The sequence below is a fragment of the Exiguobacterium aurantiacum genome (assembly GCF_001766415.1).
Classification (GTDB): domain Bacteria; phylum Bacillota; class Bacilli; order Exiguobacteriales; family Exiguobacteriaceae; genus Exiguobacterium; species Exiguobacterium aurantiacum_A.
On sequence record NZ_MKXO01000003.1, the window covers coordinates 20,714 to 38,766 of the forward strand.

Sequence of the window (18,053 nt, forward strand, 5' to 3'; positions counted from 1 at the left end):
CATGAGACCAGAAGACTTACAAGACTTGTCGCTCCTCGGCCAGAAGAGCGTCCCATACATTTTTGAATACGCCCCGGACGTGCTCGAGGCGTTCCCGAACCGGCATCCGGAAAACGATTATTTCGTGAAGTTCAACGCACCGGAATTCACATCGCTCTGTCCGATTACGAATCAGCCGGACTTTGCGACGATCTACATCTCGTACATCCCGGACGAAAAACTCGTCGAGTCGAAGTCGCTCAAGCTTTATTTATTCAGCTTCCGTAACCACGGCGACTTCCACGAAAACTGCATCAACGTCATCGGGAAAGATCTCGTCAAGCTGATGGAACCGCGCTACCTCGAAGTGTGGGGCAAGTTCACGCCCCGCGGCGGCATCTCGATCGACCCGTACTACAACTACGGCAAGCCGGGCACGAAGTACGAGCAAATGGCCGAACATCGCCTGTTCAACCACGACTTGTACCCTGAGACGGTCGACAACCGTTAAGCAAAAAGTAGGCGCTCATCCAATTGAGCGCCTACTTCTTTTTGTAACGGTTGATTTGTTGCTTGATCGGTTCGCGGAACACGGTCGCGACGAGTGTCAACACGACAAAGACAGCGAGCGCGAGGATGACCAGCTTCATATCCCCGCTCGCGAGGCTACTACCGAGAAAATTATTAGCGAACGCCCCCGGAATCATACCGACCGAGGTCGCGAAGACATAAGCCGGGAGTCGCACTTTCGCCAAACCTGAGGCATAACTGACCAAATCAAAGTTGACGAGCGGGATCAATCGTAAGATCAAGACGTAAAAGAATCCGTCTTCTTCGATTTTGTGCTGAATCTTCTCATAATCGCTCGATTCGAAATGGCGCAGAAACCGGTCTCCGAAGCGAACCGCTACATAATAAGCGACGAGTGCGCTGAGCGTGGCGCCGATGACCGTATAGATGACACCGGGCAGCGTCCCGAACGCCAACCCGCCCGCAACCGACAAGACGGACGTCGGAAATAAAATCAACGGGCGAACGGTGAACAATAAAATATAAATGAGCGGGGCGAGCCAACCGAATTGAACGATATAATCTCGGATCTCCCCCGGTCGCAAGTCGATCCACTGATAGAGAAACGTCGCTGTCCCGAATACGAGTAAAACGACGGCAATGACCCATTGTGTTTTCCACTTGTTCATCGGTCGACCTCCCCTCTTTCTTTCATCATATCGCCTCACCTCGAAAAAGTAACGCCTTCCTTTTTTTAGGAATCACAGTGTGGTACGGTTAGAAAAAGCAGAAGGAGGAATCCCAATGTACCTGGCAGATGCCATCAAATTGAAACACCTGCTCTTGAAGCAGATTGATAAGTTGTTACAAGAAGTCGAACGGGTCGCGTTCATCGAGCTCGAGAAGGATGAGCCGCTCCCGACGATCCAATCCCGCTCGCTCGAAGATATCGAGGTCGAGCTCCAATCGATTCGGACCGACATGCGTCGTCTCGACCGCCTCGTCTGTGAAGCGCACTTGCATAACGTCATCGAGACGAACGATGGACCGCTCCCGCTCGTCGAGGCGATCGAGTTCGCCGTTCAGTTGCGAGCTCAGGCTCGGATGTATCAAGACTTGGCCGAACGTCCGAAACGCGAATTTCAATCGGGTCACGGTGAAGGCACTTCTGTCATCAAGCACGCGCTTTATGATCCGGAACTGTACCGTCTGAAGGCGCTCGACGTCGAGAAACGGGCCAACCGTATCTCAAGCGCTATCGATGCGGCCAATCACCGGACCGAAATCGATTTTGATGCGAGCCGATATATGTAAGCTAAAAACGCGCCGGGACCTTCCCGGCGCATTTTACATGTGATGATGGTCGTTATGATGATTGTGGTGGTCATGATGGTGCGAACCAGACCGACGTCTCGGCGCCGGCTCATCGGCGAACTTCTCGCCGTCTAAAATACCGAGCCGCTTATATTGGCGGTCGACCCGTTCTTTCGTCTCGTCTCCGACGTGCGGTGATTCCATGACGAGTTGATAGCTACCGAGCGCCACCCGGAACGGCTCCATCTGCGTGCGATGGACCGGAAACGACTTCACGTCCCGTAAATAATCGGCGAGCCGGTTTGCTGATGCGTCATCGGGATGATCTGCGAGGTCTGAGGCGAAGCGTTGCATGTCTTTTAAGAGACCGCTCGTCTTCACTTGTTGGCTGATACCTGCAATGAAGGCGAATGCAATTAGACCGATGATTCCAATAATAAAAATCGGAAAAATACTGAACATCCCACTAAAAAACGAATCTCCCATCCCTGTCGAATCGATGTATACTTCTTCCCCGAATGCGAACGTGTTGATCATAATGTCTCCCCCTTTTTTCCTAATATACGGACGCCGCTTCATTTGGTTTCATGCCTACAAAAAAAGCCGCGGCACTCGCCACGGCTCAACTGTCAGTTCAATTGTTTCTCCATCATGATGCGCGGTGCGCCATCTTCCGTGTACGCCCCCATGATGTCGTAACCACAGAGCAGGTTCAAAATGATGACGCCTTTGTTCGTGTTGCGCGCTTTCGTCCGAATCGAGTGGAATCCTTGCGCTTTCACCCATTCGAGTTGCGTATCCATCAACTTGCGGCCGATCCCGTACTTTTGGAACTCAGGATGCACGCCGCCAGCCCAGCTATAGAAGCGATATGGCTCAGCCTCGTAGCCGATCTTGAATCCGACGGGCCGGTCGTCAGAAAATGCGAGTAACACGAGCGGGTTGGCATGGCGGTACAGTCGTTCTTTAAAACGAAGTTGGTCGATGTCGCCGTACAGATGGCGATACAGGTTGAAGAATTCCTCTTCAAACTCGCTAAAGTTCGTCGTCACATCTTTCACGATAAATGAACTGGTCGTACTCATCTTTCCATCCCCTTTCGAAATATGGACAAGTTACTCGTACGCCTGTTTATTTCGCCATCTACTCGGATTTTCCTGTTTCTCGCTCAAATGCGTTCAAACCTTTTTGTTTGTACACCCCGAGCGAACGTTTCGGGAGGCTCCGCACCATCCAGTTTTTGAACACACGTTGTTTGTCCTCGATCGATAGTCCGTATCCTTCCGTCACGATATGACGGGCCCGCGTCGTCACATCATAAAGCGAGATGGCGGCAGCGACCGAGATATTTAAACTTTGGACATAACCTTGCATCGGGATGACGTAATTCCCGTCCGCTTTCGCGAGTGCCTGCTCCGACACACCGTGATGCTCGTTCCCGAATAAGAGCACGGTCGGTTTTGACACGTCGACGTCTTCGAGTGGGATCGCCTCTTCGCTGAGCGCCGTCGCGAGTATTTGATAGCCGTCCGCTTTCAACTGATCGATCGCCTCCTCAATGGAAGCGTGTTCGACGACGTCGACCCAGCGATCGGCACTCTTGGCGATAATCGAGTTCGGTTTGAACTTGGCCCGTCCCTCGACGACGTGAAGCGTCTGCACACCGAACGCGTCCGCCGAACGCAATACGGCCGACTGATTGTGCGGATCGTCAACGCCCTCGGTCAATACCGTGATGTGATTCGTCCGCGTGTTCAATACGTCTTGCATCCGCTTGACGCGGTCTGGCATGAGCATCGAGAACAAGAGCCGATCCTCTTCTTTCATCACGCCCGTTCGTAACAACTCTTCAAGCAACGTGGCCTGCTCTTCTTTTGACAATGCTGATGTCGTCTGTCTCCATCCCATTCTTCTCGCCCCTTTCAACCTCTAGTATTTTATCGGGATTCGTTTCGACTGACAAGCGACGTCGTAAAACAGCGTATTTTCATCCTTCCATGAAAATTTATGAATTTTAGGAAACCGGTTGCACAAATTTATGCAATCGATTACAATCATTAATGCAAGCGATTGCATTGGCGATCGTTCTTAACAGAGAAAAAGTTCCGAACAGGAAGGAAGCGTATAGCATGAAACAGCTCATCTCATTTGATTTTTGGCAAAAACTCGGTAAGGCCTTGATGGTCGTTATCGCCGTTATGCCGGCAGCAGGACTCATGATCTCGATCGGTAAATTGATCGGCATGTCAGCCGGAGACGTCAGCATCTTGCTCACGACGGCACGCATCATCGAAGACTTAGGTTGGGGCATCATCGTCAACTTACATATCTTGTTCGCGGTCGCCATCGGTGGCTCGTGGGCGAAAGACAAGGCCGGTGGTGCGTTCGCCGCACTGATCGCCTTCATTTTGATCAACCGTGTCACAGGCGCCATATTTAACGTCAACGGCGCCATGCTCCAAGACCCGGAAGCGACAGTCCAATCCCTCTTTGGGGCCGACCTCGTCGTCGCTGACTACTTCACATCAGTCCTCGGTTCACCTGCCCTGAACATGGGTGTGTTCGTCGGGATCATCGCCGGTTTCCTCGGTGGTGCACTTTATAACCGGTTCTATAATTTCAGTAAATTGCCGAACGCCTTGTCGTTCTTCAACGGGAAACGGTTTGTTCCGTTCGTCGTCATCCTCGGTTCGGTCGTCGCGGCGATCGCGCTGTCGATCATCTGGCCAACGATTCAAGGGGCACTCAACAGCTTCGGCCAATGGATTGCCACGTCACGTGACACGGCACCGATCCTCGCGCCGTTCATCTACGGTGCGCTCGAACGTCTGTTGTTACCGTTCGGTCTTCACCACATGCTCACCGTCCCGATGAACTACACGGAGCTCGGGGGCACGTACACGATTTTAACGGGCGCGACAGCTGGTTCAGTCGTCGCCGGTCAAGATCCGCTTTGGTTAGCTTGGGTGACGGACCTCGTCAACCTTCGCGCCGCTGGAGATACAGCTGCTTACAACACGCTGCTCGCTGACGTCGTACCGGCCCGTTTCAAAGTCGGTCAAGTCATCTTGTCGTTCGCCGCGCTCATCGGTGCCGCTTATGCGATGTACCGTAACGTCGACGAGGACAAGAAAGCCCAGTACAAGCCGATGTTCCTCTCGGCCGGTCTCGCCGTCTTCTTGACGGGTGTCACTGAGCCGATCGAGTTCATGTTCATGTTCGTCGCTCCAGTCCTTTATGTCATGTATGCACTCATGGCCGGTGCCGCCTTCGCCTTGGCGGACATTATCGACCTTCGTGTCCACGCGTTCGGTGCGATCGAGCTATTGACGCGAATCCCGATGATCATCAAAGCCGGACTCCTGCAAGACTTGATCAACTTCTTCCTCGTCTCGGCTGCGTTCTTCTTCATCAACTTCGGGGTGTTCAACTTCTTCATCAAGAAGATGAACTTGCCGACGCCTGGACGCAACGGCAACTATATGGAAGAAGCGACAGAGCAATCGACGGTGACCGGCAACGAGCAGGTCATGGGGATTATCGCGCTACTCGGTGGGGAAGATAACATCGAGGACGTCGATGCCTGCATGACACGTCTTCGTGTCACAGTGAAAGATATGTCGCTCGTCTCAGAAGAGCGCGAATGGAAAAAGAACGGCGCCATGGGTCTCATCTTGAAAGACCGTGGTGTCCAAGCAATCTACGGCCCGAAAGCCGACGTATTGAAGTCTGACATTCAAGACGTCATCGGTGCATAATCAACAGGCCAGCTCGTGCGAGTTGGCCTGTTTTTTCTAAAGGAGGACTACTGTGAATATTTTGACGCTCAACTGTCACGCCTGGTTAGAAGATCGGCAACAAGAGAAAATCGACTCGATCGTGGAACGGATCGCGAGCGAGGAGTATGACATCATCGCGCTCCAAGAAGTGAACCAACATAAAGAAGCACCGCTGATTGACGGTCTCATCCGTGAAAACAACTTTGCCCACGTCCTCGTTGAAAAACTCCGTGAGCAAGGGGTCGCCTATTACATGACATGGGATTTCGCCCATTACGGCTATGATATCTACGAAGAAGGCGTCGCGATCTTATCGCGGACACCGTTCGTCTCGACCGAGTCGTTCTTTGTCTCCCAAACGACCGACCCGAACGATTACAAGTCTCGGAAAATCGTCAAAGCCGTCGTCAGCGGCACGGACGAACCGACGGCCGTCTACTCGTGCCATCTCGGTTGGTGGCATGATGCGGACGAACCGGCTCGTCACCAGCTCGATGAACTGCTTCGCCGCGTCGAAGATGACGACCGAGCTCTCCTGCTCGGCGACTTCAACAACGACGCGTTTCTGCGCGGTGAAGGCTACGACTATTTGATCGACCACGGTCTTCAAGACTTGTTCTTTCTCGCGGCTGAGCGCGAAGGCGATGCGACCGTCCAAGGCAAAATCGCCGGTTGGGACGAGAACAAGCAGGCGCTTCGCATCGACTTGATGTTGACGAACGCCCCGATCCACGTTTCGCGCCACGCCGTCGTCTTTGACGGCGACAACGGACCAATCGTGTCAGACCATGCCGGTGTCGAAGCGACCGCGTTTTGGCGATGAGACAACCCCTTTCTTTCTGAACTGGAGAGAAAGGGGTTTTGCTTTGCCAAAAAATCCTGTATGGTTGGAAACGACTGATGTCTAACAACCTTTGAACGAAAGAAGTGATTACATCTTGACGACCACCCCATCGCTCAGTCGCAACGACTGGACGCTCATCTTATCACTGGCGCTGCTCACGTTCGTGCTCGGCACGAGTGAGTTCGTCATTGTCGGAATTTTACCCGATATCGCGGATGGACTGACCATCTCGATTGCCACCGCCGGGACGCTCGTGTCCGCCTTCGCCATCAGCTTTGCTATCGGCACCCCGCTCATGATGTCGTTCACGAGCCATTTGCCGAAACGAAGACTTATGCTCGGACTCACGCTCGGCTTCATCGTACTCAATTTCTTGAGCAGCCAAGCACCGAACTACGGTCTTCTGCTATCGACACGCATGGTGACCGCGGTCGTGACCGGTGTGCTCATCTCGCTCGCCATGCTCGTCGCCAGTGAATCGGTACCGCCGACGAAGCGCGGCATCGCCGTCTCGTTCATCTTCGGCGGCTTCACGATGGCGAACGTGTTCGGTGTGCCACTCGGGACGTTCATCGGGCAACGCGCGGGCTGGGAAGCGACGTTCTTCATGACGACCGCACTCGGTATCGTCGCCTTGTTCGCGGTCTACCGCGTCGTCCCCAACCAGTTATCGAGCGCGAAGACATCGATCTCTGACCAGCTCCGGCTCTTGACGAATCCGCGTATTTTGATCGCCTTCTTCATCCCGGCTTTCGGATTCGGTGCGACGTACGTCGTCTATACGTATCTCGTCCCGATCTTAAAAGGCGTGCTCGGCGTTCCGGTCGCATGGGTCAGTCCGATCCTGCTCGCCTACGGTTTCATCTCGATCTTCAGCAACATGGCGGCCGGGAAAATCGCGAGCCATAACCCGATCGGTCGGCTCCGGTTCGTCTTTCTCATCCAAGCGGTCGTGCTCGCGGCGCTTTATGTGACGACGTCGAACGTGACGCTCGGTCTCATCAACATCGCCCTCATGTCGTTCATGGCGATTCTGCTCACGACGTCGACGCAAATTTATTTGATCGACTTGGCCGAGAAGTTCAACCCAGACGCCAAAGGTCTCGCCTCGTCACTCATGCCTGTCGCGAGCAACGTCGGCATCGGCATGGGGTCTGCTCTTGGTGGTCTCGTCTATGCGAACGCACCGGTCATGATGCTCGCCCTCGTCGGTGGCGCCGTCGCCTTACTGACCGCGGCTTTGACGTCACTCAGTCATCGTCTCGACCAACACTAAACAGCGTGCCCAGGTTCGGGCACGCTGTTTTTTTAGAGCCAATCTACGATTTGATCGATCGTCTCATCAAGTTGTTCTCTTGCGCTGAGCGGGCTGTCGTTATCCCCGTCTTGCGGCCCGTACATGCCGAAGTTGGCATGATTGCCACCTTCGATCTGATGGAACGTGGCGTCACTCGGCACGCTGTCACGGCTCGTCTCGATATCGGCCGGTGTCGCCAGACCATCCAATTCACCCGAGATCGACAAGACGCGCAAGTCGCTATCCGTCATCGAGCTGATCGGATACGAGGCGAGGAAGATGACCCCGTCGACTTTATCTTCGTTTTCGAGCGCATAGCCCGAGGCGGCCGAACCGCCGAGCGAATGACCGGCGACGTACCAGCGCTCGATATCGGGATGTGCCTCGATGATTGTTTCCGCCGCATCGATATCTAAGATGCCGAGGTTCAAGCGCAGCGACGGGATCGCGACAAAATGCCCTGCTTCCGCCAATCGGGTCCCGTAATAGGCGTACGCCTCTTTATCGACTTTTGCACCCGGGTACAAGATAATCCCGACCTCACTCGTCCGGTCACCGAACTCGAGTCGGTTGTCGACCTGTTCAGCTTCAGCCGCATAGCCAAGCGCTTCATCCGTCGGTCCGTACGTCATTTGCGTCCAAACGACGAAGCCGATCACGGCGACAAGGATGACAGCAAGCAACGACAGTCCGATCCACTTCAGTTTTCTCTTCATTATATACCTCCATTTGCATCCACTTCGTCGTCACGGTACACTAGTAGTAAAAAAGGGAAATATCAGGGGGACACCATGACGAAAAGTTCTGTAACCACGACGATTCAGTGGTTTATTTTTATTTTAGCTACCAACATTGTACCACCGCTCGCCATCGCCGCCCTATTTGAACTGTCGCCGGCCGAGACGATGACGTTCATCTCGCGCTCGCTGTTCATCTTCGCACTGTTCAGCATCATCCAGACGCTATTCGGCCACCGTCTGCCGATCTTAGAAGGACCGGCCGGCATTTGGTGGGGTGTGTTCACGCTGTACGCCTCGATCGGCCCTGCCCTCTATGGTAGTGGGCAAGAGACGCTCCAAGCGCTCGGCTTCATGCTGTTCTTGAGCGGTGTGCTCGGCGTCGTCATGACCGTGACCGGACTGTTACGGCGCATGCTGTCGCTGTTCACGCCTCAAGTGCTCGGCGTCTATATGATCCTGCTCGTCCTGCAACTATCCGGTGCCGTCATTAAAGGCGGTTTCGGTGTGAGCGAGGACGGCATCAATATCGTCCAAGCCGTCGCGACAGCCGGGCTCGTCTTGTTCGCGCTCACGCTCGAGCGGAGCCGCTTCAAACAATACGGTCTCGTCATGACGCTTTTCGTCGGGTTCGGATTGTTCAACCTGCTCGGTCTCGGCAACCCGATCGTTCGTTCGGACTCGTTCTTCCTCGTACCTGAGCTGTTCCCGTTCGGCGCTTGGGTATGGGATTGGAACTTACTTCCGACCGCTTTCGTCATCACACTTCTACTCATGACGAACGTGCTCGCGAACATCAAATTGATTGAGCGCATCGTCAGTTCACGGACGAAACAACAAGTCGAAGGCAACGTCGCCGCGTCTGGCGTCGTCAGCGGTGTCAGTCAGATGGTCGCTGGTTTGTTTGGAACGCCTGGACCGGTCGCGATCTCTGGGACAGCCGGTTTCTTGTCGTCAACGGAGAGCGTGCACCGTGCCCCTCACCTCGTCGCTCACGGCTTGATGATGGTGCTCGCTTTGATCGGACCGTTCGTGTCGCTCATCGCAAGCATCCCGGCCGCGGTCGGGTACGCCATCGTCACCCCGCTCATCGCGACGATGATCATCATCGGGATTAACGAGGCCGCGTTCGAGTTGAACCAAAAGACGGCGTCGCTCACCGTCGGCCTCCCGCTCGTCATCGGGGCCGGGGCGATGTTGCTCCCGCCTGGAGCGATGAACGATTTACCGCCGCTCCTTGCGACCGTGTTCTCGAACGGTCTCGTCCTCGGGACGGTCGTCTCTTTGACGACCGCCATCCTGAGCCGAATCCACGACTAAAAAAGAACTGACCTCGCGCCTGAGGTCAGTTCTTTTCGGTTACATGCATATGGAAAGCTTTGTCGTGCGGCAAGACGGCACCGTCTTCCGCCTCGAAGTGTTCGCGGTCCTTGAAGTAAGCCGCAACCGTCAACGTGTCCCGATGAAGGGCACGCTTGAACGCTTGCTCGGCCGTGACCGGTGTTCCGTCATCGTTCTTCAGTTCGAGACCCATCAGCTTGTAGCCGATCGTTTGACCACCACGGCTCATCTGGCACGCCTCGATCGCATAAGAGACGAGTGTCGGTGTGATGACCGCGTGGACGAACTCGCTCTTCACTTTCTTCCGAACGAGCTGTTCGACACCGAAACTAAAGAGCCCGGCAATGACACCGTCGATCAAGACGGCTTTCGTGCGTTTGCTCGTCACTCGCTTCATTGGCTCATTCGCTGCATCATTCCGGACGTCAACACTTCCGTGCCTTGTCCTTCTTCTCCGGCCATGATCAAAGCCCGGGCCACGTGTAACGCTTGGATTGGGGCCGCATTTGGCACTTTTTCGAGCAACAGCGGTTGGAACGGACGGCTTACGACTTCAGCCGCTTTCTCACCGAGCCGGAACGACTCGCGGTCGCCGAGCAAGAGCGACGGACGAGCGATAATCAAGTGCTCGAACCCGAACACTTTGAGCCCGTTCTCGAGTTCGCCTTTCACTCGGTTGTAGAAGAACGGCGAGCGCAATGACGCACCTTGTGCCGAGACGACGGCGTAACGTGTGGCGCCGTGGCGTTTCGCGACACGCGCGACTTCGAGCGGCAACTCGAGGTCGACATGTTTGAACGCCTGACGTGATCCGGCGACGGCAATCGTCGTACCGAGTGCACAGTACACATCGTCAATGTGAGGCAACGTCTCATCCATCTTCTCAAAGCCGACAACTTCATGTAATTTCGGGTGACTCCAACGTTTCGAGCGGCGGACGACGATCCATACCGCGTCATACCGTTCTTGTTCGAGCAACTGCTCGACGAGCTCGCGTCCGATCAAACCGGTCGCGCCGACAACGAGTGCTGTTTTTCCCATCCTAGTTCCCCCTTGTTACGTACTCCTTTCAGTCTAGCTGACTTGCCGTTCATCGGCAACGACCTCGTCGGGACTGAACCGATCGACGAGACGGAAGAAACCGTTTAAGAACAGGGCTGTGAATGAGCCGGCAACGATGGCGCTATCCGTGAACAGTTGGATCGATTCCGGCATATTGGCGACAATGCCTGGGTTGGCTGTGATGCCGAGCCCGATGCCGATCGAGAGCGCGATCGTGATCAAGTTCTCGTTTTTCGCAAAATCGGCTTGGCTAAGGATGCGAATCCCCGACGCGGCGACCGTTCCGAACATGACGAGCATCGCCCCACCGAGCACCGGTTTCGGGATGAGCGTCGTGAACGTCGCGACTTTCGGCAAGAAGCCGAGCAAGATCAAGAGCCCGCTCGTCCAAAAGATGACACGACGTGATTTGACACCCGACAGCTGGACGAGTCCGACGTTTTGACTGAACGTCGTGTACGGGAAGCTGTTGAAGATCCCGCCGAGGATCGTCGCCACACCTTCGGCTCGATACCCTTTCGTCAATTCGTTCGATCCGATTGGTTTTTTCGTGATATCACTCAATGCCAAGAACACACCAGTCGATTCGATCATCGAGATGATGGCGACGAGCGTCATGACGAGAATGGCCGACACGTCAAACGTCGGCACCCCGAAGTAGAACGGCTGCACCATTTGGAACCAGCCGGCCTCACGGACCGGGCTGAAATCGACGAGACCGAGGAACGCGGCGACACCGGTACCGATCAAGACGGCGAACAAGACCGCTGCCGCCCGACTGAACACGGTACCGACTCGGTTCAAGACGAGAATCAAACCGATCGTCAATCCGCCGAGCGCCAAGTTTTGCATCGAAGCGAAACCAGGCTCACCCGGTGTCCCGCCGCCGATATCATTGATGGCGACCGGGATAAGCGAGAGGCCGATGATCGTCACGACCGAACCAAGGACGACCGGCGGGAAGAATCGGGCCAGTTTGCCGACGAAGCCTGAAATCAAGATGACGATGACACCGCTCGCAATCAACGCCCCATAAATCGCTGTAATACCGCTCGAACTGCCGATGGCGATCATCGGACCGACCGCTGTGAACGTACAACCGAGCACGACCGGTAGCCCAACACCGGTGAAGCGGGTCGTCCATACTTGAAGCAATGTCGCGACGCCGCACATGAACAAATCGATGGCGACGAGATACGCGAGCTCAGTCGGTCCGAGCCCGATGGCCCCACCGACGATAAGCGGGACGATGGCCGCGCCTGTGTACATCGCGAGCAGATGTTGGAACCCGAGACTGGCCGTTTTGAACGTGTTCATCGGACCACCTCTACGAATGAGATGCTATCTGCTCCAAGTTTGGCGATACGGGCGAGTGATTCGACATGATACCCTTTGTCGATCAGTTTGTCCCGTCCTGGCTGGAACGACTTCTCGATGACGATGCCGACACCCGCGACGGTCGCACCGGCCGACTCGACGAGCTGCGTCAAACCGAGCGCCGCTTCCCCGTTCGCGAGGAAGTCATCGATGACGAGGATACGCTCATCCGGTTGGACGAAACGACGGCTCAAGCTGATGCGGTTCGTCTCTTGTTTCGTGAACGAATAGACGTCCGCTTCGACGAGGTCGTCTTGGAGCGTGAGTGATTTTCGTTTGCGGGCGAACACGAACGGGATGCCGAGCTCGAGCGCCGTCATCATCGCTGGGGCGATCCCGCTCGATTCGAGTGTGACGATTCGGTCGATCTGGTCATCACGGAATCGGTCTGCGAATTCACGACCGATCGCCTGCATCAATTCAGGATCGACTTGGTGGTTCAGGAACGCATCGACTTTCAATACTTGGTCCGACAAGGCACGGCCTTCGTCTCTAATTTTGTCTTCTAACTGCTTCATTGTGTTTCCCTCCAATAAAAAAATGCGATTCGTCACCCCTACCCGGGGACGACGAACCGCATGAAAACACAAAGAATGCACACGACAAGCGTCACCCGTAGTCGAACCATTTACGGTGGTTCGGTAGAGACTTGTGAGCCATATTCTCACGGATATACGAGTGCGAATCTTTTTAGTTATATAAGATAAGGTTTATTGTAGACGAGATTGTGGAAATTGCAACCCGTTTATGAAAAGGCGGCTAAAAGTCCGATTTTTCTGAAACTCCTGTATACTGAAGATACTGGAAAAACGAGAGGAGCCACATCCATTATGAAGCTATTCGTTCTTGGTGCCACCGGCCGGACCGGTCATCAGTTTGTCGATCAAGCCATCGAGCACGGCCATCACGTGACCGCCTTCGTGCGCGAACAGAAAAAACTCATCCCGACCCCGCAGCTCGAGATCATAGAAGGCGACGTCTCGGACAGTTCGGCGTTGACCGACGCGCTCAAAGGGCACGACGCCGTCATCAGCTGTCTCGGGACCGATTTGAGCGACGCCGATTTCTTGGCCAGCGTGACCGATGCGCTCGTCCCCGCCATGAAAGCGAACGATGTGACGCGCATTCTGTACCTCGCGTCTGCCGGGATTGACAAAGAGATTCCCGGGATCGCCGGAACGGTCGTGACGTTCATGCTCCGGAAGCCGCTTCGCGACCACCGGGCCGCGGTCGACCTGTGGCGCAACTCGTCGTTCGACTACACGATCGTGCGGCCGATGCAACTGACTGACGGTCCGCGAACATCGGTGTACCGGACGGACATCGACGGGATCCCTGCCGACGGTAAACAGATTTCACGCGCTGACGTCGCCCAGTTCATGTTGAACACGGTCGAAGAGAACAGTTTCGTCCGGCAGTCGGTCGGACTGGCGTACTAATTTTTTTGAATCCATGCTACAATATCGGATAGTCAACTTTGAAGGGAACGAATACGAATTATGAGTATATTAACAGTACAAAACTTGAGCCACGGTTTCGGTGACCGCGCCATTTTAAATGACGTGTCTTTCCGTCTATTAAAAGGTGAACACATCGGCCTCATCGGAGCAAACGGTGAAGGAAAATCGACGTTCATGAACATCATCACGCGCAAACTGCAACCGGATGAAGGGAAGATCGAGTGGGCGAAAAACGTCCGCGTCGGTTACCTCGACCAGCACGCCGTCCTCGCACGTGGGATGACGATTCGCGACGTGTTGAAGAGCGCATTCCAATACTTGATCGACATGGAGACACGCATCGGCGAACTCTACATGGAAATGGGTGACGCGTCACCTGAACAAATGGACGACATGCTCGCTGAAGTCGGCGAACTGCAAGAGACGCTCGATTCGAACGACTTTTATATCATCGATGCGAAAGTCGAAGAAGTCGCCCGCGGACTCGGTATTTTAGACGTCGGTCTCGACCGCGACGTCGCTGACCTATCAGGTGGACAACGGACGAAAGTGTTGCTCGCGAAGCTGCTCCTTGAGAAGCCGGACATCCTCCTCCTCGATGAGCCGACCAACTATTTGGACGAGATTCATATCGAGTGGTTGAAGCGTTATCTTCAGAACTACGACAATGCGTTCATCTTGATCTCGCACGATATCCCGTTCTTAAACAGCGTCATCAACTTGGTCTACCATATGGAGAACCAAGATTTGTCGCGTTACGTCGGCGACTACGACAAGTTTATGGAAGTGTACGAGATGAAACGGTCGCAGCTTGAGTCGGCTTATAAACGCCAACAAGCGGAAATCGCTGATTTGAAAGACTTCGTCGCCCGTAACAAGGCCCGCGTCTCGACACGAAACATGGCGATGTCACGTCAAAAGAAACTCGACAAGATGGACGTCATCGAGCTGAGCGCGGAACGTCCGAAGCCAGAGTTCCGTTTCTTGCAGGCGCGCACGTCAGGCCGTCTCATCTTTGACGCGAAAGGTCTCGTCATCGGTTACGATGAGCCGCTCTCACGTCCGCTCGACTTGCAGATGGAGCGCGGTCAGAAGATCGCCCTCGTCGGCGCGAACGGAATCGGGAAGACGACACTCTTGAAGAGTCTGCTCGGCTTGATCAACCCACTTGAAGGAACGGTCGAACGCGGCGAGTTCTTAGAGATCGGCTACTTCGAACAAGAAGCGGCCGTCAGCAACAACACGTGTATCGAAGAGATCTGGAGCGAGTTCCCGTCGCTCAACCAGCAACAAGTCCGGGCCATGCTCGCGAAGTGTGGTCTCATGACGAAACATATCGAAAGTAAAATTGCCGTCCTCAGTGGTGGCGAGAAGGCGAAAGTCCGCCTCTGTAAGCTCCAAAACAACGAGTCAAACTTACTTCTTTTCGATGAGCCGACGAACCACTTGGACGTCGACGCGAAAGAAGAGTTGAAGCGTGCGTTGAAAGAGTATAAAGGCAGCATCTTGCTCATCAGTCACGAGCCTGAGTTCTATCAAGACATCGTCACCGACGTCTGGAACTGCGAATCGTGGACGACAAAAGTATTCTAAAACGTGTAGAGGAAGTGTCGCATGACAGGCCCAATCCAATTGAACGAACGCATCGTTCTCTATGACATCATTCGAGGGTTTGCCCTGTGCGGCATCTTCCTCGTCAACATCCCGAGCATGCTCGGGAGCGACTGGATCTTCGGTAAACCGATGTATGAAGGTAGTGACCTCGTCGTAAGGACACTGTTCGACTTGTTCATCCAGACGAAGTTCTATACAATTTTCTCTTTACTGTTCGGCATCGGCTTCTCGATTTTCCTCGAACGCTCTTACGCGCGTGGGGACTCGGCGAGTCGCTATGTCCGACGCATCATCATCCTTTTCCTGTTCGGACTTGCTCACCTGGCCATCTGGTCGGGTGACATCTTACATACGTATGCGATGTGGGGGTTGTTGCTCCCCTTGTTTTATGGATTGAGCAACCGCGCGATTTTGACGTGGGCGTGGAGTTTGTTGATCGGGAGTTTTCTCTTGTTCTATGGCTCATCTGTCTTGATGGAGTGGACGACGGGGTATTTCAATCCCGGCTATCCGTTCCCGACCGCGTATAACGCCGGCTTTGGCGCTTGGTTCGATTACCGGCTCGACGTCGAGATCTTTAGCGCGATCTCAAACTCTCTGCTTGTCGGGATTGAAATCTTTTGCCTATTCTTATTCGGTCTCTATATCGGGCGTGAGCGGAAGCTGCTCACATGGACGCTTCAAGGATTGACGCGGACGGCCATCATTTGCAGTGTTCTCGCCTTGCCGTTTTTCGGGGTCATCCTTTGGCATCGTTATGGCGGTGGCGGCGCTTACTACTGGACGAACCTAGCAGCCGTCCTCATCTCCGGAAAACTGCTCGCGACGACGTACGTCTGTCTGTTCACCGTCGCCGTCCGGAAAGGACTCACGTTCCGTCCGCTCCAGGCGCTCGGCCGGATGGCGCTGACGAACTACTTGACGCACACGCTCGTCGTCGTCCTTCCCGTCATCGCCCTCGGGTATTACGGACGTCTGTCGCTCACTGAAGGATTGTTCTTGAGCATCGCGATTTTGATTGCCCAAACGTTCTTCTCGATGTGGTGGCTCAAATCGCATCGCTACGGACCGTTCGAGAAGTCATGGCGGATCGGGACGTACGGGATTCAGAAGAAAGTATCATAGCATGCAGAAAGGCTCGAAGCATCTCGCTTCGAGCCTTTCTCATTTCTTAGTTCGTCGCCGCTGCTGTCAACACAGGAACGATTTGTTTTTTACGTGATACGACGCCAGGAAGTGTCGCCAGGCCGTCTAACAGTTCGACGTTGAACGCTTGTTCAAACAAATCATGCTTCGCACCGACAACGAGTGCTTCTGAATCATTCGTCAAGATGTTCGTGATGGCGAATACGAACAAGTCGAGCTGTTTGTCAGCAATCGTCTTCGCCATCGCCGCCTCGACTTCACTTTTACGGCTCAACACGTCGTTCGCGTCAACCGTGTTCACTTGGGCGATCTCGATGCGGTAGTCGCCCATCGCGAACTCTTTCGCGTCGAGCGAGATGAGTTCAGGCACCGTCTTCTGGCTCAAGTCGGCTCCTGCTTTCAACATTTCGAGACCGTACGCCTCGACGTCAGTTCCGGCGATGTCTGCAAGCTCTTTCGCTGCTTTGACATCCTCGTCCGTGCATGTCGGTGACTTGAACAAGAGCGAGTCCGAGATGATCGCCGATAGCATCAATCCGGCCATGTCAGACGCGATTTCGACACCGTGCTCTTTGTACAGCTTGAGCAAGATCGTCGCCGTGCAGCCAACCGGCTCCGCCCGGTAGTAGAGTGCGTCTGCTGTTTGAAAGTTAGCGATGCGGTGATGATCGATGACTTCAAGGATTCGCACGTCAGCAATGTCGGGCGCACTTTGTTGGAACTCGTTATGGTCGACCAAGATGACCGAGCTCGTTTCGTCCGATACACGTTCGACGAGGCGCGGCGCCTTGACACGGAAGTGGTCGAGCGCGTATTGCGTCTCCCCGTTCACCTCACCGAGACGGACCGCCTCGGCGTCCATGCCTAATTTCTTTTTCAGTTCAGCGTAAGCGAGCGCCGAACAGATTGTATCCGTATCTGGATTTTTATGTCCGAAGACAAGTACTGTACTCATGATGCATTCTCCTCACTGTTGTAGTTTTCCCTTATCCATTATACCGTCAATCCCCATTCTTTCAATTCCAAAACAAAAAGAGCCTAGACTCGGCTCTTCACGATTGTTCGTCTTCGTCTGTCTCTTCGAGGTCCGAATGATCCCCTTTTGAATCTTCTTCGTGCGAGATATCCGGTTGGTCCCGGTTCAACTTCTCTTGTTCTTCTTGTTCACGTTTGTCTTTGTCTGACATTTGTCTCATCCTTTCGGTACTGAGTCTTGTCGTAGACTGTTCCCCAAGGTTGACACGGTCAAACGGATGTCTCACATCCGTAAACAAACTGTCATGTCAGTCAGCTTGGACGAACACGACTTCATCCCCGCGGATCTCGACGTTGACGTCTTGTCCTTGGAACAACCATTCGTCCTGCTCGGCGACGACGAAACGAATTCCATCTGCGTTCGTCTCGACGACGGCGTTATCGATCTCTTCTGTGATGACACCGACCGAGAACCCGTGCGTCAAATCAGTCGAACCCCCGTATTTGGCGAACAGACGAACCGTCTGTCCCGCCTCGACTTCCATTTCGTCTTTAAAAAATTGGAGTGCTTCTTCCGTCACGTTGATCTTCATGTAACATCCTCCTCTCGACTTCTGT

Annotated in this window: 21 protein-coding genes and 1 riboswitch; of the genes, 9 read left to right on the forward strand and 12 right to left on the reverse strand. The window is 54.2% G+C overall.

Going from position 1 to position 18,053, the window contains the following annotated elements; genetic code table 11:
- Position 1: 1 nt before the first annotated feature.
- Positions 2-490, forward strand: a complete 489-nt coding sequence (gene queF / locus BJU60_RS07755; protein WP_070328325.1) for a preQ(1) synthase — start codon at positions 2-4, stop codon at positions 488-490.
- 31 nt (positions 491-521) lie between these two features.
- Here queF and BJU60_RS07760 read toward each other — a convergent pair whose 3' ends face one another.
- Positions 522-1,178 (reverse strand): TVP38/TMEM64 family protein, encoded by a 657-nt coding sequence (locus BJU60_RS07760; protein ID WP_070328326.1) that lies wholly within the window; start codon positions 1,176-1,178, stop codon positions 522-524.
- A gap of 115 nt (positions 1,179-1,293) precedes the next feature.
- Between BJU60_RS07760 and BJU60_RS07765 the strand changes: the two genes are divergently transcribed.
- The gene (locus BJU60_RS07765; RefSeq protein WP_070328327.1) at positions 1,294-1,803 is read left to right on the forward strand and encodes a hypothetical protein; all 510 of its coding nucleotides are present in this window, start codon (positions 1,294-1,296) and stop codon (positions 1,801-1,803) included.
- A gap of 33 nt (positions 1,804-1,836) precedes the next feature.
- On the opposite strand, the gene BJU60_RS07770 is transcribed toward BJU60_RS07765, so the two are convergent.
- The 3 genes from BJU60_RS07770 to BJU60_RS07780 form a co-directional block, all read right to left on the reverse strand.
- Positions 1,837-2,340 carry a hypothetical protein gene (locus tag BJU60_RS07770; protein ID WP_070328328.1) on the reverse strand — a complete coding sequence of 168 codons (504 nt, stop codon included), beginning with the start codon at positions 2,338-2,340 and terminating at the stop codon, positions 1,837-1,839.
- A gap of 92 nt (positions 2,341-2,432) precedes the next feature.
- Positions 2,433-2,888 carry a GNAT family N-acetyltransferase gene (locus BJU60_RS07775; protein ID WP_236633530.1) on the reverse strand — a complete coding sequence of 152 codons (456 nt, stop codon included), beginning with the start codon at positions 2,886-2,888 and terminating at the stop codon, positions 2,433-2,435.
- 58 nt (positions 2,889-2,946) lie between these two features.
- Entirely contained in the window at positions 2,947-3,711 is a 765-nt protein-coding gene (locus tag BJU60_RS07780) for a TrmH family RNA methyltransferase (RefSeq protein ID WP_070328329.1), read from the reverse strand.
- A gap of 221 nt (positions 3,712-3,932) precedes the next feature.
- Between BJU60_RS07780 and BJU60_RS07785 the strand changes: the two genes are divergently transcribed.
- From BJU60_RS07785 to BJU60_RS07795, 3 genes are all read left to right on the forward strand, one after another.
- Positions 3,933-5,561, forward strand: a complete 1,629-nt coding sequence (locus tag BJU60_RS07785) for a PTS transporter subunit IIBC (RefSeq protein ID WP_070328330.1) — start codon at positions 3,933-3,935, stop codon at positions 5,559-5,561.
- A 52-nt stretch (positions 5,562-5,613) separates the two neighbouring features.
- Positions 5,614-6,405 (forward strand): endonuclease/exonuclease/phosphatase family protein, encoded by a 792-nt coding sequence (locus BJU60_RS07790; RefSeq protein WP_070328331.1) that lies wholly within the window; start codon positions 5,614-5,616, stop codon positions 6,403-6,405.
- Positions 6,406-6,496: 91 nt separating this feature from the next.
- Positions 6,497-7,702, forward strand: coding sequence for an MFS transporter (locus BJU60_RS07795; RefSeq protein ID WP_083274074.1), 1,206 nt, complete (start codon positions 6,497-6,499; stop codon positions 7,700-7,702).
- A gap of 32 nt (positions 7,703-7,734) precedes the next feature.
- Here the strand turns inward: BJU60_RS07795 and BJU60_RS07800 are convergent, their stop codons facing one another.
- Positions 7,735-8,439: an alpha/beta hydrolase gene (locus tag BJU60_RS07800; protein WP_070328333.1), complete on the reverse strand. Its 705-nt coding sequence runs from the start codon at positions 8,437-8,439 to the stop codon at positions 7,735-7,737.
- Between the two features lie 75 nt (positions 8,440-8,514).
- Here BJU60_RS07800 and BJU60_RS07805 point away from each other — a divergent pair, with 75 nt between their 5' ends.
- Positions 8,515-9,780, forward strand: coding sequence for a purine/pyrimidine permease (locus tag BJU60_RS07805; protein WP_070328334.1), 1,266 nt, complete (start codon positions 8,515-8,517; stop codon positions 9,778-9,780).
- Positions 9,781-9,805: 25 nt separating this feature from the next.
- Here BJU60_RS07805 and BJU60_RS07810 read toward each other — a convergent pair whose 3' ends face one another.
- From BJU60_RS07810 to BJU60_RS07825, 4 genes are read right to left on the reverse strand one after another with little or no spacing between them, the layout of a single operon-like run.
- On the reverse strand, positions 9,806-10,198 hold the full coding sequence (locus tag BJU60_RS07810) for an RDD family protein (RefSeq protein WP_070328335.1): 393 nt from the start codon (positions 10,196-10,198) through the stop codon (positions 9,806-9,808).
- A complete protein-coding gene (locus tag BJU60_RS07815; protein WP_070328336.1) occupies positions 10,195-10,842 on the reverse strand; it encodes an NAD(P)H-binding protein in 648 nt (215 codons plus the stop codon). Before BJU60_RS07815 ends, BJU60_RS07810 begins: the two co-directional genes overlap by 4 nt.
- Before the next feature lie 33 nt (positions 10,843-10,875).
- Complete coding sequence (locus tag BJU60_RS07820; protein WP_070328337.1) at positions 10,876-12,180, reverse strand: nucleobase:cation symporter-2 family protein; 1,305 nt, start codon at positions 12,178-12,180, stop codon at positions 10,876-10,878.
- On the reverse strand, positions 12,177-12,758 hold the full coding sequence (locus BJU60_RS07825; protein ID WP_070328338.1) for a xanthine phosphoribosyltransferase: 582 nt from the start codon (positions 12,756-12,758) through the stop codon (positions 12,177-12,179). The genes BJU60_RS07820 and BJU60_RS07825 overlap by 4 nt, the downstream gene beginning before the upstream one ends.
- A 78-nt stretch (positions 12,759-12,836) precedes the next feature.
- Positions 12,837-12,938, reverse strand: a riboswitch (purine riboswitch).
- 132 nt (positions 12,939-13,070) lie between these two features.
- Here BJU60_RS07825 and BJU60_RS07830 point away from each other — a divergent pair.
- The 3 genes from BJU60_RS07830 to BJU60_RS07840 are packed head-to-tail and all read left to right on the forward strand — an operon-like array spanning position 13,071 to position 16,439.
- Positions 13,071-13,679, forward strand: a complete 609-nt coding sequence (locus BJU60_RS07830; RefSeq protein WP_070328339.1) for an NAD(P)-dependent oxidoreductase — start codon at positions 13,071-13,073, stop codon at positions 13,677-13,679.
- A gap of 60 nt (positions 13,680-13,739) precedes the next feature.
- Complete coding sequence (locus tag BJU60_RS07835; RefSeq protein ID WP_070328340.1) at positions 13,740-15,293, forward strand: ABC-F family ATP-binding cassette domain-containing protein; 1,554 nt, start codon at positions 13,740-13,742, stop codon at positions 15,291-15,293.
- Positions 15,294-15,314: 21 nt separating this feature from the next.
- Complete coding sequence (locus BJU60_RS07840) at positions 15,315-16,439, forward strand: DUF418 domain-containing protein (protein WP_070328341.1); 1,125 nt, start codon at positions 15,315-15,317, stop codon at positions 16,437-16,439.
- Positions 16,440-16,485: 46 nt separating this feature from the next.
- Here BJU60_RS07840 and BJU60_RS07845 read toward each other — a convergent pair whose 3' ends face one another.
- The 3 genes from BJU60_RS07845 to BJU60_RS07850 form a co-directional block, all read right to left on the reverse strand.
- Complete coding sequence (locus BJU60_RS07845) at positions 16,486-17,415, reverse strand: manganese-dependent inorganic pyrophosphatase (protein WP_070328342.1); 930 nt, start codon at positions 17,413-17,415, stop codon at positions 16,486-16,488.
- A 97-nt stretch (positions 17,416-17,512) separates the two neighbouring features.
- Positions 17,513-17,647 carry a hypothetical protein gene (locus tag BJU60_RS15445; protein ID WP_016507966.1) on the reverse strand — a complete coding sequence of 45 codons (135 nt, stop codon included), beginning with the start codon at positions 17,645-17,647 and terminating at the stop codon, positions 17,513-17,515.
- Positions 17,648-17,743: 96 nt separating this feature from the next.
- Positions 17,744-18,028, reverse strand: coding sequence for a HesB/YadR/YfhF family protein (locus BJU60_RS07850; protein ID WP_016507928.1), 285 nt, complete (start codon positions 18,026-18,028; stop codon positions 17,744-17,746).
- Positions 18,029-18,053: the final 25 nt, after the last annotated feature.

What these genes read in the sequence shown, in the direction of transcription:
- BJU60_RS07775 (WP_236633530.1), bottom strand. Translation starts at nt 2,888, where the DNA reads ATGAGTACGACCAGTTCATTTATCGTGAAAGATGTGACGACGAACTTT.
- BJU60_RS07845 (WP_070328342.1), bottom strand. Translation starts at nt 17,415, where the DNA reads ATGAGTACAGTACTTGTCTTCGGACATAAAAATCCAGATACGGATACA.
- BJU60_RS07840 (WP_070328341.1), top strand. Translation starts at nt 15,315, where the DNA reads ATGACAGGCCCAATCCAATTGAACGAACGCATCGTTCTCTATGACATC.
- BJU60_RS07780 (WP_070328329.1), bottom strand. Translation starts at nt 3,711, where the DNA reads ATGGGATGGAGACAGACGACATCAGCATTGTCAAAAGAAGAGCAGGCC.
- BJU60_RS07835 (WP_070328340.1), top strand. Translation starts at nt 13,740, where the DNA reads ATGAGTATATTAACAGTACAAAACTTGAGCCACGGTTTCGGTGACCGC.
- BJU60_RS07770 (WP_070328328.1), bottom strand. Translation starts at nt 2,340, where the DNA reads ATGATCAACACGTTCGCATTCGGGGAAGAAGTATACATCGATTCGACA.
- BJU60_RS07765 (WP_070328327.1), top strand. Translation starts at nt 1,294, where the DNA reads ATGTACCTGGCAGATGCCATCAAATTGAAACACCTGCTCTTGAAGCAG.
- BJU60_RS07820 (WP_070328337.1), bottom strand. Translation starts at nt 12,180, where the DNA reads ATGAACACGTTCAAAACGGCCAGTCTCGGGTTCCAACATCTGCTCGCG.
- BJU60_RS15445 (WP_016507966.1), bottom strand. Translation starts at nt 17,647, where the DNA reads ATGTCAGACAAAGACAAACGTGAACAAGAAGAACAAGAGAAGTTGAAC.
- BJU60_RS07850 (WP_016507928.1), bottom strand. Translation starts at nt 18,028, where the DNA reads ATGAAGATCAACGTGACGGAAGAAGCACTCCAATTTTTTAAAGACGAA.
- BJU60_RS07805 (WP_070328334.1), top strand. Translation starts at nt 8,515, where the DNA reads ATGACGAAAAGTTCTGTAACCACGACGATTCAGTGGTTTATTTTTATT.
- BJU60_RS07810 (WP_070328335.1), bottom strand. Translation starts at nt 10,198, where the DNA reads ATGAAGCGAGTGACGAGCAAACGCACGAAAGCCGTCTTGATCGACGGT.
- BJU60_RS07785 (WP_070328330.1), top strand. Translation starts at nt 3,933, where the DNA reads ATGAAACAGCTCATCTCATTTGATTTTTGGCAAAAACTCGGTAAGGCC.
- queF (WP_070328325.1), top strand. Translation starts at nt 2, where the DNA reads ATGAGACCAGAAGACTTACAAGACTTGTCGCTCCTCGGCCAGAAGAGC.
- BJU60_RS07760 (WP_070328326.1), bottom strand. Translation starts at nt 1,178, where the DNA reads ATGAACAAGTGGAAAACACAATGGGTCATTGCCGTCGTTTTACTCGTA.
- BJU60_RS07830 (WP_070328339.1), top strand. Translation starts at nt 13,071, where the DNA reads ATGAAGCTATTCGTTCTTGGTGCCACCGGCCGGACCGGTCATCAGTTT.
- BJU60_RS07815 (WP_070328336.1), bottom strand. Translation starts at nt 10,842, where the DNA reads ATGGGAAAAACAGCACTCGTTGTCGGCGCGACCGGTTTGATCGGACGC.
- BJU60_RS07800 (WP_070328333.1), bottom strand. Translation starts at nt 8,439, where the DNA reads ATGAAGAGAAAACTGAAGTGGATCGGACTGTCGTTGCTTGCTGTCATC.
- BJU60_RS07825 (WP_070328338.1), bottom strand. Translation starts at nt 12,758, where the DNA reads ATGAAGCAGTTAGAAGACAAAATTAGAGACGAAGGCCGTGCCTTGTCG.